This window comes from Ramlibacter sp. (assembly GCF_035706265.1).
Lineage (GTDB): Bacteria > Pseudomonadota > Gammaproteobacteria > Burkholderiales > Burkholderiaceae_C > Ramlibacter.
This window is the reverse complement of sequence record NZ_DASSVG010000639.1, coordinates 1-13,923: the sequence shown is the minus strand read 5'-3', so window position 1 is coordinate 13,923 and position 13,923 is coordinate 1. Positions and strand designations below refer to the sequence as shown.

The 13,923-nt window shown below is 70.1% G+C and carries 9 protein-coding genes; 7 read left to right on the top strand and 2 right to left on the bottom strand.

Translation table 11 applies throughout. The features are described from left to right. The 4 genes from VFM98_RS23020 to VFM98_RS23005 form a co-directional block, all read left to right on the top strand. A partial coding sequence (locus VFM98_RS23020) for an OsmC family protein (RefSeq protein WP_325112225.1) occupies positions 1-506 on the top strand: 506 nt, incomplete at its 5' end. Positions 507-833: 327 nt separating this feature from the next. Continuing rightward, positions 834-1,055 (top strand): hypothetical protein, encoded by a 222-nt coding sequence (locus tag VFM98_RS23015; protein ID WP_325112224.1) that lies wholly within the window; start codon positions 834-836, stop codon positions 1,053-1,055. After that, the gene (locus tag VFM98_RS23010; protein WP_325112223.1) at positions 1,052-1,771 is read left to right on the top strand and encodes a serine protease; all 720 of its coding nucleotides are present in this window, start codon (positions 1,052-1,054) and stop codon (positions 1,769-1,771) included. Before VFM98_RS23015 ends, VFM98_RS23010 begins: the two co-directional genes overlap by 4 nt. Before the next feature lie 197 nt (positions 1,772-1,968). Then, positions 1,969-3,162: a sensor histidine kinase gene (locus tag VFM98_RS23005; protein ID WP_325112222.1), complete on the top strand. Its 1,194-nt coding sequence runs from the start codon at positions 1,969-1,971 to the stop codon at positions 3,160-3,162. A 294-nt stretch (positions 3,163-3,456) separates the two neighbouring features. On the opposite strand, the gene VFM98_RS23000 is transcribed toward VFM98_RS23005, so the two are convergent. Both VFM98_RS23000 and VFM98_RS22995 read right to left on the bottom strand, forming a co-directional pair. Continuing rightward, entirely contained in the window at positions 3,457-3,723 is a 267-nt protein-coding gene (locus VFM98_RS23000; RefSeq protein WP_325112221.1) for a hypothetical protein, read from the bottom strand. Between the two features lie 80 nt (positions 3,724-3,803). After that, positions 3,804-4,109 carry a hypothetical protein gene (locus tag VFM98_RS22995; protein WP_325112220.1) on the bottom strand — a complete coding sequence of 102 codons (306 nt, stop codon included), beginning with the start codon at positions 4,107-4,109 and terminating at the stop codon, positions 3,804-3,806. Positions 4,110-4,268: 159 nt separating this feature from the next. On the opposite strand from VFM98_RS22995, the gene VFM98_RS22990 reads away from it, so the two are divergent. From VFM98_RS22990 to VFM98_RS22980, 3 genes are all read left to right on the top strand, one after another. Then, the gene (locus VFM98_RS22990) at positions 4,269-4,406 is read left to right on the top strand and encodes a hypothetical protein (protein WP_325112219.1); all 138 of its coding nucleotides are present in this window, start codon (positions 4,269-4,271) and stop codon (positions 4,404-4,406) included. 31 nt (positions 4,407-4,437) lie between these two features. Next, complete coding sequence (locus VFM98_RS22985; RefSeq protein ID WP_325112218.1) at positions 4,438-13,122, top strand: GH36-type glycosyl hydrolase domain-containing protein; 8,685 nt, start codon at positions 4,438-4,440, stop codon at positions 13,120-13,122. Positions 13,123-13,234: 112 nt separating this feature from the next. Further along, positions 13,235-13,923 (top strand): alpha/beta hydrolase family esterase (locus tag VFM98_RS22980; protein ID WP_325112217.1); only part of this gene is annotated, 689 nt, incomplete at its 3' end.

Sequence of the window (13,923 nt, the reverse complement as noted above, 5' to 3'; positions counted from 1 at the left end):
CGTCAATTGAACAACCCCCTTGCCCACCTCATCTTTCGCACACGATGCATCCCTTCCCTCACCACTACCGCACTGTAGCGAGCGCGACGCAGGACGGACTGGTTCAACTCGGCACCGAATCGGCACCCACGCTCGAGACCTCCGCTCCGCCTGAATTCGGCGGCCCTCCCGGCTACTGGTCGCCGGAGACGCTGCTGGTCGGCGCGATTGCCGACTGCTACATCCTGACCTTCCGCGCCGTCGCCCGCGCCTCCCGGCTCGAGTGGCGCAACCTGGCCGTCGAGGTCGAAGGCGTGCTCGATCGCGTCGAGGGCGTGACGCGCTTCGTCCGCTTCACGCTCAAGCCACGGCTCGAAATCACGGCTGGCGCATCGGACACGCTGGCCCGGACGGTGCTGGAAAAGGCGAAGCGCGGTTGCCTGGTCACGAACTCGCTCAACGCGGAGTGCACAGTGGAGCCCACCGTGCTGCTGCCGGAATCGGCATCGGCGTCACCCATGTCTTAGGTACGGCCCGGCACCCATCTCTCCGGGACGGACACGCGCCAAATGGCCCCCGGAGGGTGTCGAAAATCGGCCGCGAAGGCGCGCCAGTGCCGGATCCCGGACTTGAAGGACAGCTCGGTACCGTCACAAGTACCGCCATCCCGGAAGGCTGGCCCGTCAGTCGCTCCGGCCGTTGCCGGTTCCCCTGTCGACTTGAAGTACGCACCGTGCTCGTCCGGGAAGGCGGAAGCGTCGTAACGGTCGCGCGCTCTGCCACGGGAAGCGTCGAAGTCCTACAAGCGGGGGCGAAGCCTCGGCCGATAAGGGAACGATCCTGCCGGAGATCCCATGAACCAGAAAGCGCAACCAGACTTGCCCGTCAAGGGAGACCGGAACACCCACGAGGTCAGCGCCGACGAAGCCCGTCCAGCGGAGTCGAGCCAACAACAAACCAGCGGCGGCGGCCACCGCAGCGGCTCACGGGGGGCAGGCACGTTCGAGAACTCGGACGGCAAGCCGAAGCCGCACGAGGGTCCCATGAGCGAGTCCGGGGAGAAGCCCGGGTCGTGATCGAACCGCTGTTCTTCGCGGTGGTCAGGATATCGACGTTCTTCGCGCAAGGCGCGCTCACCGCCGCCAGCGGCTTCTTCTTCGAGCGCGACGATCGCCTGTTCCTCGTGACTGCGCGGCACGTGCTGCTGGATCGCCCCACCGGACATCATCCCGACCGCGTGGAAATCCGCTTCCACACCGATGCGACCGACCTGACGCGCGGCGCCGTCCTTTCAGTCCCCCTGTACATGGATGGCAGGAGCGCGTGGCGCCAGGCGACGGACTCGGGCGGGGAGATCGACGTCGCAGCCATTGAAGTGGATCGCCGGATGGTGCCCGAGGGGGCCGTCGTGCGGGCATTCACGGCCGCTCACCTGCAGGAGCCGCTCGAGGAGATCCGGATCGGCGCTCCCGTGCTCGTGGTCGGCTTTCCGCTCGGTTTCTTCGACACCTTGCACAACCTGCCCGTGGCGCGGCAGGCGGCTATTGCGTCCGCGTTCGGCGTGCGTTTCCAGGGCCAGGGCTATTTCCTCACGGATGCGCGCATGCACCGCGGCGGCAGCGGCGCACCGGTCGTTCTCCACGATGCCCGGATCGACACGGGCTTCCCGTGGAAACTTCTTGGAATCCATTCGGCTCGCCTGGACATGGGCAACCGTGAGCAGGACCTGGACGAGTCGCTCGGCCTCAACTGCGCGTGGTATGCGGACGTGCTCACGACATTGACGCTGTGAGCGGTACGTCAGGCCAGGCCTCGATACACACCCCCCGATCCAGCCAGCCTCGCAGATTCTCCATCGGGCAAAGACCATTGGCGTCGCCGCGGCGAAAGGTCTACACTCGACTTCTCCACTGATTCGGCTTCCGTTGTGCCCCAGCCGATGGGTTTGCCCGATCAGTCTGCAAGCGCACCTCAGATTCGAAGGTGCCCATGCAACTCTCCTCCCTGAACGTTGACCACCTGGTGGAGCAGCCCGCGAACGCTCCCCAGTTGCGACCGCGCCTCTCCGACTTCATCGACGCTCACGCCGAAGAAGTCCTGGAGGCCTGGGACGAATTCGCCGCGACGGTCAGCCACGGGGGCCAGACGCTCGACGCGGCTGCCCTGCGCGATCACGCTTCCGAGATCCTCAGGACGATCGCCGCCGACCTGAGACAGCCCCAGTCCCCCGAGCAGCAGGATGCGAAGGCCAAGGGGCTCGGGCCGCGCGGAGTGCTGCCCACCGCGGCGGAGATCCATGCGGATTTCCGCATGGTTGCAGGCTTCGCGGTCGACGCGATGATGACCGAGTACCGGGCGCTGCGCGCCAGTGTCCTGAAGCTGTGGGCCAAGCACGGCGGCGGCACCCGGCCGGAGGACCTGACGGACCTGACTCGCTTCAACGAAGCCATCGACCAGGCGATCGCCGAGTCCATTGCACGGTACACGAAGCAGACCGGCTCATCGGCGGAACTGTTCATCGGCATTCTCGGCCACGACATACGCAATCCGCTTGGCACGATCCTGATGAGCGTTGCGGGGCTGGTGCGCTCAGGCAAGCTGTCCGAGGCGTCAGCGGCGCCCATCAGCAACGCGGCCACGCGCATCAAGGCGATCATCGAACAGGTGGTGGACTTCACGCGCGCGCAGGCCGACGGAGTGATGCCCATTGTCCGCAAGCCGGGCGACCTTGCACAACAGCTTGCCAGGGTGGTGGAAGAGACACAGGTCCGCCATCCCGCCAGGATGGTGCGGATGGACGCTTCGGGCGACTTCCAGGGGTGCTGGGACGAAGGTCGCATGGGCCAGCTGCTGTCCAACCTGCTCGGCAACGCGCTGCTCCATGGATCGCTGTGGACCGAAGTCACGGTGCGGATGTGGTCCACCCCGGGCGACGTCTGCGTCTCGGTGCACAACTACGGCGAGCCGATTCCCGAGGAAGAGCGGGAACTGATCTTCCAGCCGCTCAAACGCGGAGCGCAGTACCGCACGCGCGACAGGCGCCGCGACGCCGCAGGCCTCGGCCTCGGGCTGTACATCTGCCGCGAGATCGTGCTGTCGCACGGCGGCAAGTTGACGATAGACTCCACGCGAGCGGACGGAACGACATTTTCCGTGAGCCTGCCGCGCCATGATCCGGCCTGAATCGGACGCGGCAGGCTTCTCGAAGCTGGTGCTCCCTGACTCCAGGTCGTTTGAGACATGGAAGGAAGCGGAAGATGTTGCGCGTGAAGCGGAGCGACGGCTTTATGCGGCCTGGCACGCTTACCTGTGTTCCCGAACTCCGGTGCCTGCGTCGCTGCAGCAACTCGCCACGAGCGCAAGAGCGCATGCGGCGCTGGAATTGCGCGCTGCCGTGGCGGCCCGCCGGGCTGCAGCAGCCTCGCGGATGACCAGGTAGCCCGGGGGGCCCTCGCCTGCCTGGCGGCCAGACGGCCGTTACGTGGCGAGCGCGTGATTCAGACCGGCCGAGAGTTCCCCGGCCGCGTCCGCCCGGTTGAGGTCGGCGCAAACTGCGCGCAGTTCGCCTGCCGCCGCATTGGATCTTGCATGGGCCGCCTGAGCCGAACGCAACGCCTGCACCGCCCGGTCACTGGCCGCGCCGCCGGCGTTCGCGGCAAGGCATGCGATTGCCAAGGCTTGACCTTCCTCCTGAAGTGCTGCGTTCAGATGGGCCCTGGCTGCATGCATCTCTCTGATGTCCATCGAACCTCCTGAAGGCAAGTAACTCATGGGGACGGCACGTTCCTCGCTCCACCCGCCGAGGACACGTTCTCTGCAGGCCGTCAGCTCGGATGCCCCTCGCCCGGGTCCTTGACGACGACCGGCACTCGGCTACTGCGCTGGTTCAGCGCTGCCTGGACCGCCTTCTGTTCGGTTTCGCTGAGCGCCAGCTGCGCGCCGGGAGGCCGCAGCGGGCCGACCAGGCTTCCTGCCAGGTCCGCGACTGGGTCCTCGTCCGTCCGACCGGCGAAGCGCACCATGCGCACGTCGTCACCGACGACCTCCACGACCTGGGGCGTCGATCCGAGCGTGTCGAGGTACCAGTAGAAGCCGGCCTCGCTGACGTCCCGGGGGTGGAGCGCATTCATGACTGCAGCGTGCGCCCGGGGCTGCGCCCCGTCTGTGCGCCAGCGCACATTCTCCTGCGCGGCTGCCGGGTCGCGCAGCGGGCTTTGTACGCTGGCGCACAGACGCCCGGCCGCGTGACGCTCCACAGTGCTTCCTGATGGACAACCGAGGAGAAAGCCATGCCCAAGGGACAACAACGCGGCAACAAGGAAGCCAAGAAGCCGAAGAAGGCACCCGTGCCGGCCGCGATCCCGGTGGCAGGCGCCACCCTGAGCCCGGCGCAGAAACCCGGGCTCCCCCGCTGGCCGAAGAAGTAGCGCGCGTTCCGGCCCCCCGGATCGGGGCCGAGTGAAGGCCTGGACCCGTTCGAGGCTGCGCCCGCACCGCGCGCGTGCCGGCAGCGCTCCGCCGTGGGCCACCGTGGATGCGGCGTACGGCGACGCGCCCCTGCGCGCGGAGTTGCTCAGCGCCGACCAGATGGAGCAGCACGGCCGGGTGCTGGCCGTCGCGCACCAGTGGGAACTGACGCACGCTCCCGACCGGCTCCTGCCGCGCCTGGCCGACAACCGCAGCACCCTGGCGGCCGTCGTCCGCCAGCTCGCTGAAGGGGAGGAACCCGGACGCAGGCGCACACCCGCCGGTGAGTGGCTGGTGGACAACCACTACCTGCTGCAGGAAGAAACGCGCGGCGCTGCGCGACTGCTGCCCAAGGGCTACAGCCGCGATCTCCCGCGCCTGAGCTCCGGCCCTGGCGCGGGACTGCCGCGCATCTATGACCTCGCGGTGCAGTCCGTGGCGCACGGCGACGGGAGGCTCGAGCTCGCCTCGCTGACCGGCTTCATCGCGGCCTACCAGGCGGTGCATCCGCTGCTGCTCGGCGAGCTCTGGGCTTTTCCGATCATGCTGCGGCTGGCGCTGATCGAGAACCTGCGCCGCGTCGCGGTGCAGGTGGCCGCCAGCCGCGGCGAGCGCAACCTGGCGGCCGAATGGTCGGACCGGATGTTCGACGTGGCCGAGCGCGACCCCAAGGGACTGATCCTGGTGGTGGCCGACATGGCGCGCTCGGAGCCGCCGATCTCCCCGCCGTTCGTGGCCGAACTGGTGCGCAGGCTGCACGGCCACAGCGCGGCCCTGGCGCTGCCGCTGACCTGGCTCGAGCAGCGGCTTGCCGAAGACCACCGGGCCCCCGAGCAGCTCGTGCAGCTGGAGGGACAGCAGCAGGCCGCCGAACAGGTGTCGGTGAGCAACAGCATCGGCAGCCTGCGCCTGCTCGCCGTCACCGACTGGCGCGAGTTCGTCGAGACCCTCTCCACGGTGGAGCGAACGCTGCGCGGCGATCCCGGCGGGGTGTATGCCCGGATGGACTTCTCCACTCGCGACGCCTACCGCCACGCCATCGAGCGCATCGCACGCCGTAGCGATGCCAACGAGGACGCGGTGGCCGAGACTGCGGTTGATCTCGCCGCGGCGGCAGATCGGCAAGATGCCCCCGAAGACCGGCGGCAGGCCCATGTCGGCTACTACCTGGTCGGCCCCGGCCTCACGGACCTCGAGTCGCGCGTCGGGATGCGACCGGATGCGGCGACCTGCCTGCGCCGCGGGCTTGCCCGGCATCCATTGGCCTGGTATGCGGGCGGCATCGTGTCTGCCAGCCTCGTGCTGCCCGCGCTGCTGCTGTGGTGGGCCGGAGGTGCTTCACTCTCCTGGATGGGGGCGCGGACTGGCGGCTGGCTGCTTGCGGCGGGGCTGGCGATGGTGCTGGTGCTCGCCGCCAGCCAACTGGCCGTCGCCCTCGTGAACTGGCTGATGGGGCTGCTGGCGGGCCCGGAGGCCCTGCCGCGCATGGATTTCTCCCATGGCATCCCGCCCTCGTCACGCACCCTGGTGGTGGTGCCCACGATGCTGGCCAACGAGGCGGGCATCGCTGCCCTGGTCGAGGCGCTGGAGGTCCGCTTCCTCGCCAATCGCGATCCGCAGTTGCGATTCGCCTTGTTGACTGATTTCCAGGATGCGCGCTCCGAACACGCACCGGGCGACGAGGCCCTGCTGGGCGCCGTGCGCGCCGGGATCGAGGCGCTGAACGCACGCTACCCCGACCCGCCAGGACCGGCTTGCGGCAGCCGCTTCTTCCTGTTCCACCGGGCGCGGCAGTGGAACCCGCGCGAGGGCGCCTGGATGGGCTACGAGCGCAAGCGCGGCAAGCTTGCCGACGTCAATGCCCTGCTGCTCGAGGGCGACACGGGGCGCTTTGCCACCGTGGTCGGCGACCTGTGGCTTCTGTCGGGCACGCGCTACGTCATCACGCTGGACACGGATACGCAGTTGCCGCGCGACGCCGGCTGGAGGTTCGTGGCCACGATGGCGCATCCGCTGAACCGCCCGCGGTTCGGCGGCACTGCGGACGCGCCCCGCGTGGTCGAGGGTCACGGCATCCTGCAGCCGCGCGTGGGCGTCAGCCTCGTCGCGGCCAACCGGTCCCGGTACGGCCGCCTGTTCGGCGGCGACGCGGGCGTCGACCCGTACACGCGCGCGGTGAGCGATGTCTACCAGGACGTGTTCGGCGAGGGCTCGTTCATCGGCAAGGGCATCTACGACGTGGAGGCCTTCGAACGGGTGCTGGCCGGCCGCATGCCCGAGAACCTGATCCTCAGCCACGACCTGCTGGAAGGCTGCTACGCGCGCAGCGGCCTCCTGAGCGACGTCGAGCTGGTGGAAGACTCGCCCTCCCGCTACGACGCCGACGTGCGGCGGCGCCATCGCTGGATGCGCGGCGACTGGCAGATCGCCGGCTGGCTGCTGCCGCGGCTGCGCGTGCCCGTCGCGGACCGGGGCGCCGCGGCGTCCACGCGCCTGGTGGCCGTGCGCAATCCGCTGTCCGCCCTGTCACGCTGGAAGATCCTGGACAACCTGCGGCGCAGCCTGGCACCCGGCGCGCTCACCGCCCTGTTCGTGCTCGCATGGACCGTGCTGCAACCCGCGTGGCTGTGGACGCTGGCCGGGGTGGCGGTGCTGTTCCTGCCCGGCCTGCTGGCCCTCGCGGGCGACCTGGTGCGCAAGCCCGCGGACCTGCCGTGGCGGCAACACGCGGCAGCGCTTGTCCTCGCGGCGCAGCGCGCCGCCGGCCAGGCGCTTTTCGCGCTGGCCTGCCTGCCCTACGAAGCGTGGGTGAGCCTCGACGCGGTGCTGCGGACGATCTGGCGGATGCGGCTGTCGCGCCGCCGCCTGCTCGAGTGGCAACCCTCGAGCGAGAGCGAAGGCGAGCGCGCCGGCGCGGGTCGCAGCGACCTGCTCGCGACCGTGCAGCGCATGTGGATCGCACCCGCTGGCGCGCTCGCCCTTGCCGCTGCCCTGGCGGCCTGGCGCGCCGATGCGCTGCCCGCCGCCGGCGCAGTGCTGGTGCTGTGGCTGGCTGCGCCGGCCATTGCCTGGTGGATCAGCCAGCCGCTGGCCACCGCGCGCGCGGTCCTCGACGCCGCCGAATCCGCCGAACTGCGCCAGCTGGCGCGCCGCACCTGGGCCTTTTTCGAAACCTTCGTCACCGCCGAAGACCACTTCCTGCCGCCCGACAACATGCAGGAGGTGCCGGAGCAGCGCCTCGCGCACCGCACCTCGCCCACCAACATCGGGCTGTCGCTGCTCGCCAACCTGGCGGCCCGGGACTTCGGCTACCTCACCGAGGACCAACTGGTCGAGCGGACCACCGCCACCTTCGACACCATGGACCGGCTCCAGCGCTTCCAGGGGCACTTCCTCAACTGGTATGACACCCGTACGCTGCAGCCGCTGCGCCCGGCCTACGTGTCCAGCGTGGACAGCGGCAACCTCGCGGGCCACCTGCTCACCTTGCGCGCGGGCCTGCTGCTGCTGGCCGATGACGCGCCCCGGTGGCAGCCGCTGTTCGATGGCCTGCGCGATACGCTGGCGGTCGCCCGCGACGCCGCCGGCGGCCACCTTTCCGGCGCCACGGCGCTGCGTTTCGCAGCCCTGCTGGGAGAGTGCGAGGACCCGCGGGGGGCGCCCGCGCCGCGGGCCTTCGACGCCCTGCACGACTGCGCCCTCGACCTGCTGGCCGCCTCCGGCGACGAACGCCCGGAACCTATCCGCTGGCTGCGCGCGCTGGTCGAGCAGTGCGCCGCGGCGCGCGAGGCGCTGCTGCGGCTGGAACCCGCCACGCCCCGCGTCGCAGGAGCGGGGTGGGACCCGGCGGCGCTCGCCGCGCGCCGCGCCGCATTGCAGGCGCTGGCGGCGCGTGCGGGCGCGCTGGCGGCGGCGGACCCCACTTTCCTCTACGACCCCAGCTGCCACCTGCTGACGATCGGCTACAACGTGGACGACCGCCGCCACGACACCGGCTACTACGACCTGCTGGCCTCGGAGGCGCGGTTGGCCGTGTTCGTGGCGATCGCCCAGTCGCAACTGCCGCAACAGGCCTGGTTCGCGCTCGGCCGCCAGTCCGCCGCCCTGGGCGGGCGAGCCGTGCTGCTGTCCTGGAGCGGCTCGATGTTCGAGTACCTGATGCCGATGCTGGTCATGCCGACCTACGGCAACACACTGCTGGCGCGGGCGATGCATGGGGCCGTGCAGCGCCAGGTGCAGTACGGCCGCCAGCGCGGCGTGCCCTGGGGCATGTCGGAGTCCGGCTACAACGTCACCGACGCCCACCTCAACTACCAGTACCGCGCCTTCGGTGTGCCGGGGCTGGGGCTGCAGCGCGGGCTCGGCGAGGACCTGGTCGTGGCGCCGTACGCGACGGTGATGGCACTGATGGTCGATCCCGCGACCGCGCTGCAGAACCTGCGACGGCTCGGCCGCGAGGGCGCCGCCGGGCGCTTCGGCTTCCACGAAGCGGTGGACTACACCGCCACGCGCCTGCGGCCCGGCGAGACCCGTGCGATCGTGCGCTCCTACATGGCCCACCACCAGGGCATGAGCCTGCTCGCCCTCGCCCACGTGCTGCTCGACGCCCCGATGCAGCGGCGCTTCGCGTCGGAGCCGCGGCTGCGGGCCACGCTGCTGCTGCTGCAGGAACGCATCCCCCGCGGCGTCGCGCTGCACCGCGAAACGCCGGAAGCGGCGGAGAACCGCACCGACGTCCCTGAAGCCGCCCCGCCGCTGCGGATCGTCACCGCGCCCGACACGCCGCTGCCCGAGGTGCAGCTGCTGTCGAACGGCCGCTACCACGTGATGCTCACCCACGCGGGCGGCGGCTACAGCCGCTGGAAGGACCTCGCGCTCACGCGTTGGCAGGAAGACGGTACCGCCGACGCCTGCGGCAGCTTCTGCTACCTGCGCGACCTGGACACCGGCACCTTCTGGTCCGCCACCCACCAACCGACGCGCGCTGGGCCCGGCGAGGTCGAGGCCATCCTCACCGAGGGACGCGCGGAGTTCCGGCGCCGCGACGACAGCATCGAGGCCTACACGGAGGTCGTGGTCTCGCCCGAGGACGACATCGAGCTGCGCCGCCTGCGCCTGATCAACCTGGGCCGCGCCCCGCGCACCATCGAGGTGACGAGCTACACGGAACCGGTGCTCGCCACCGCCGCGGCAGATGCCCAGCATCCAGCCTTCAGCAAGCTGTTCCTGCAGACGGAGATCGTGGCGGATCCTCCGGCGCTGCTGTGCACGCGCCGGCCCCGCTCCGCCGAAGAAGCGTCGCCGTCCATGTTCCACCTGGTCGCGGTGCACGGCACGCCCTCCGCCCCAGCCTCACACGAAAGCGACCGGGCGCGCTTCATCGGCCGTGGCCGCAGCCTGGAGGCGCCGGCGGCGCTGCGCGCGCCGCAGCCGCTCTCCGGCACCAGCGGTGCGGTGCTCGACCCGATCCTGGCCACCCGCCGCGTGGTCACGCTGGAACCCGAGCAGACCGTGGTGGTCGACCTCGTCTGGGGCGCCGCGGACAGCCGCGAGGCCTGCCTCGCGCTGGTCCACAAGTATGCCGACCGCAGGCTCGCCGACCGCGTGTTCGAGCTGGCATGGACCCACAGCCAGGTGCGCCTGCGGCAGCTCAATGTGAGCGAGGCGGAGGCGCAGCTGTACGCAGTGCTGGCCAACAGCGTGGTGCATCCCGATGCGACACTGCGGGCGCCCCCGGGGGTCCTGCTGCGCAACCGGCGGCCGCAGTCGGGCCTGTGGGGCTATGGCATCTCCGGCGACCTGCCGATCGTGCTGCTGCAGGTCGGGGACGCGGCCAACATCGCCCTGGTGCACCAGCTCGTGCAGGCGCACGCGTGGTGGCGCCTGAAGGGCCTGCGGGTGGACCTGGTGATCTGGAACGAGGAGCGCGACGTGTACCGGCAGCGCCTGCAGGAACAGATCCTGGGCCTCGTCGCGGGCAGCATCGAATCGCACGAGGTCGACCGGCCGGGCGGCATCTTCGTGCGCCAGGCGGAACACATCGCCATGGAAGACCGCGTCCTGCTGCAGTCGGTAGCGCGGGTCGTCCTCAGCGACCGCCTCGGCTCGCTCGCCGAGCAGGTCGGGCGCAAGCGCGTGCCGCCGCGTCGGGTGGCGCCGTTGGAGGCGACGCGGCCGCGGGTCGCCGTTCCGTCGGATCCCGCGCCGCGACGCTCTGACCTGCTGTTCGACAACGGCATCGGCGGCTTCGCGCCGGACGGCGGCGAGTATGTGATCGCTGCGCCGGTGGGCGGGCGGCCTCCAGCCCCGTGGGTCAACGTGATCGCCAATCCGCGCTTCGGCACCGTCGTCTCCGACGGCGGCAGCAGCTACACCTGGTGCGAGAACGCGCACGAACTGCGCCTGACGCCCTGGCACAACGATGCCGTCACGGACGACTGCGGCGAGGTGCTGTACCTGCGCGACGAGGAGACCGGGCAGGTGTGGCACCCCACCTCCCTGCCGCTGGCGGACGACGACGGCGCGCCGTACGTGACGCGGCACGGCTTCGGCTACAGCGTGTTCGAGCACCACGCCAATGGCATCCACAGCGAACTCACGGTCTTCGTGGCGACGGACGCAGCCGTGAAGTTCTCGCGGCTGGTGCTGCGCAACGACAGCGCCCGGACCTGCAAGCTCTCCGCGACCGCCTACGTGGAATGGGTGCTGGGTGACATGCGGGCCAGGACGGCCCCCCACATCCACACCGAGGTGGCCACGGATAGTGGCGCCGTCATGGCGCGCAACCGCTACAGCAACCAGTTCGGCGACTGGATTGGCTTCCTGGATGTAGACGAGGCCGACCGGCTGGCCGGCACCATGACCTGCGACCGGGCCGAGTTCGTGGGGCGCAACGGATCGCTGCGCCGGCCCGCAGCGCTGGGACGAGCCCACCTGTCCGGCCGCAGCGGAGTGGCGCTGGACCCCTGTGCCGCAATCCAGGTGCCGGTGCGGCTGGCGCCCGGCGAGTCGCGCGAAATCACCTTCCGGCTCGGCATGGGCCGCAGTCTCGACGAGGTGCAGCAGCTGGTGTGGCGTTTCCGCGGTCCCGTCGCGGTGCAGCAGGTGCGGGACGACGTGCGTGCCCACTGGAAGCACCTGCTCGGAGCGGTGCAGGTCCGCACGCCGGAGCCGGCACTCGACCTGCTCGCCAACGGCTGGCTCGTCTACCAGACCTTGGGCTGCCGCATCATGGCGCGCAGCGGCCACTACCAGTCCGGCGGCGCCTTCGGTTTCCGCGACCAGCTCCAGGACGCGATGGCGCTGGTGCATGCGCACCCGCAGGTCCTGCGCGAGCACCTGATCGCCTGCGCGGGTCGCCAGTTCCCCGAGGGCGACGTGCAGCACTGGTGGCACCCGCCCTGGGGGCATGGCGTGCGCACCCATATCTCCGACGACTACCTGTGGCTGCCGCTGGCGCTGTGCCGCTACGTCGAGGCGACGAACGACACAGGCGTGCTGGACGAAAGCGTCCCCTTCCTCGATGGCCCGGCGCTGCCGCCGGACCAGGAGTCGTGGTACGACCTGCCGGCTCGCTCGGGCCGAAGCGCCAGCGTGTATGCGCATGCGGTGCTCGCCCTGCAGCACGGCCTGCGTTTCGGCGCCCACGGGCTGCCGCTGATGGGTAGCGGCGACTGGAACGACGGCATGAACCGCGTCGGCCACGGTGGCAAGGGGGAAAGCGTCTGGCTGGGCTTCTTCCTGTGCGAGGTGCTGCGCCAGTTCGCGCCGCTTGCGCGCGGCCGCGGCGACGAAGACCTCGCGCAACGTTGCGAGACCGAGCGGCAGTCGTTGCGCGAGCGGCTCGAAGCCAGCGCCTGGGACGGCCAGTGGTACCGCCGCGCCTGGTTCGACGACGGCACCGCGCTCGGCTCCCGCGACAGCCCGGAATGCTGCATCGACGCGATCGCGCAGAGCTGGTCGGTGCTGGACGGCATGACCGACACGGCACGCACCCGCGAAGCCATGGCGTCGCTTGCGGCGCGGCTGGTGCGTCCCGAGGCGATGTTGGTGCAGCTGCTGGATCCGCCCTTCGACCGCAAGGGGCCCGATCCGGGCTATATCGCCGGCTACCTGCCGGGGGTGCGCGAGAACGGTGGCCAGTACACGCATGCCGGGGTGTGGGCGGCCATGGCCTTCGCGGCGCTCGGTGACGCTCCGCGCGCGTGGCAGCTGATGAACCTCCTCAACCCCGTCAATCATGGACGCACGGCACGGGAAGTGGCCGTGTACCAGGTCGAGCCGTACGTGGTGGCGGCCGACGTGTACAGCATGCCACCGCACACCGGCCGCGGCGGCTGGAGCTGGTACACCGGGTCCGCCGGATGGATGTACCGCCTCGTCGTCGAATCGCTGCTGGGGCTGCGGCTGCGCATCGACGACGAGGGCGCGTCGCTGGCGATTGCGCCCTGCGTGCCGGAACACTGGCCATGCTTCGAGGTGGAGTATCGCTTCCGCGATACCACCTACCGCATCGAGATCGTGCCCGGCAGCGAGACGAGCGCGCCCCTGGAGATCGAGCTCGACGGCCAGCCGCGGCCTGGAGACGCGCTGTCGCTCGTGGACGATGGCCGGGCCCATTCGGTGCGCGTGCGCGTAACACGCGTGAAGGCAAGTAGCGCCCCGGCTGCTTCATGAACGGCGGGCCCGGAACAGCCCGGCGAAAAATCTTTTCTTCGGGAGGGCTTGCAACGGCCAGTAATGCGGCGATATGCGGATTGATGCGGTGCAGCACACGCCGAGGAAGCCGATGGACACATTGATCGAAGAACTGAAGAAGGCTACCGAACTCACCCGGCAGGGCAGGCTGATGGAAGCCACGAGCGCGATCCAGCGCGCCGTGGGTGGCGCCGAAGCAATGCCTGCACGCGCCGGCAGGACGCCACCCGTTGCGAACACCGGTGTGCATCCCGCGGAGCCTGCATCCGATATTGCCGACGTGCCGTTTCGGGAACTGCCTGCTCGCACGGAACGCGTGCTGGAGCCCGCTCTCGCTCAGCCAACGGCCGGGCACCGCGAGACCGTGCAACTCCTGCGCGACGAAACCGGCCGTCCACGGCAAGCGCCTCCCAGCCCGGAATCGTTCGAAGCACATCGCTTCTTGTCCGGCGCTCGTACCTACACTTACCGGCTGTACCTGCCCCCGCGGACTGACGGCAGGCTGTTGCCTGTCATCGTGATGCTTCACGGGTGCACCCAGGATGCCGCTGACTTCGCGGCCGGCACGGCGATGAACGAACTGGCAGCGCAGCGCGGGTGCATCGTCGTCTATCCCGAGCAATTGGCGCGTGGCAACAGGATGCGCTGCTGGAACTGGTTCGAGCCTTCGCACCAGCATCGCGGCCGCGGCGAGCCTGCCATGATCGCGGCCCTGGCGATGGACGTCGTGCATCGATGCGGTGGCGACGCGCGGCGGATCTATGTGGCTGGCTTGTCGGC

Bases quoted from the DNA above. Each gene is read 5' to 3' on its own strand.
- VFM98_RS23005 (WP_325112222.1), top strand. From the start codon at position 1,969: ATGCAACTCTCCTCCCTGAACGTTGACCACCTGGTGGAGCAGCCCGCG.
- VFM98_RS23015 (WP_325112224.1), top strand. From the start codon at position 834: ATGAACCAGAAAGCGCAACCAGACTTGCCCGTCAAGGGAGACCGGAAC.
- VFM98_RS23000 (WP_325112221.1), bottom strand. From the start codon at position 3,723: ATGGACATCAGAGAGATGCATGCAGCCAGGGCCCATCTGAACGCAGCA.
- VFM98_RS22990 (WP_325112219.1), top strand. From the start codon at position 4,269: ATGCCCAAGGGACAACAACGCGGCAACAAGGAAGCCAAGAAGCCGAAG.
- VFM98_RS22995 (WP_325112220.1), bottom strand. From the start codon at position 4,109: ATGAATGCGCTCCACCCCCGGGACGTCAGCGAGGCCGGCTTCTACTGG.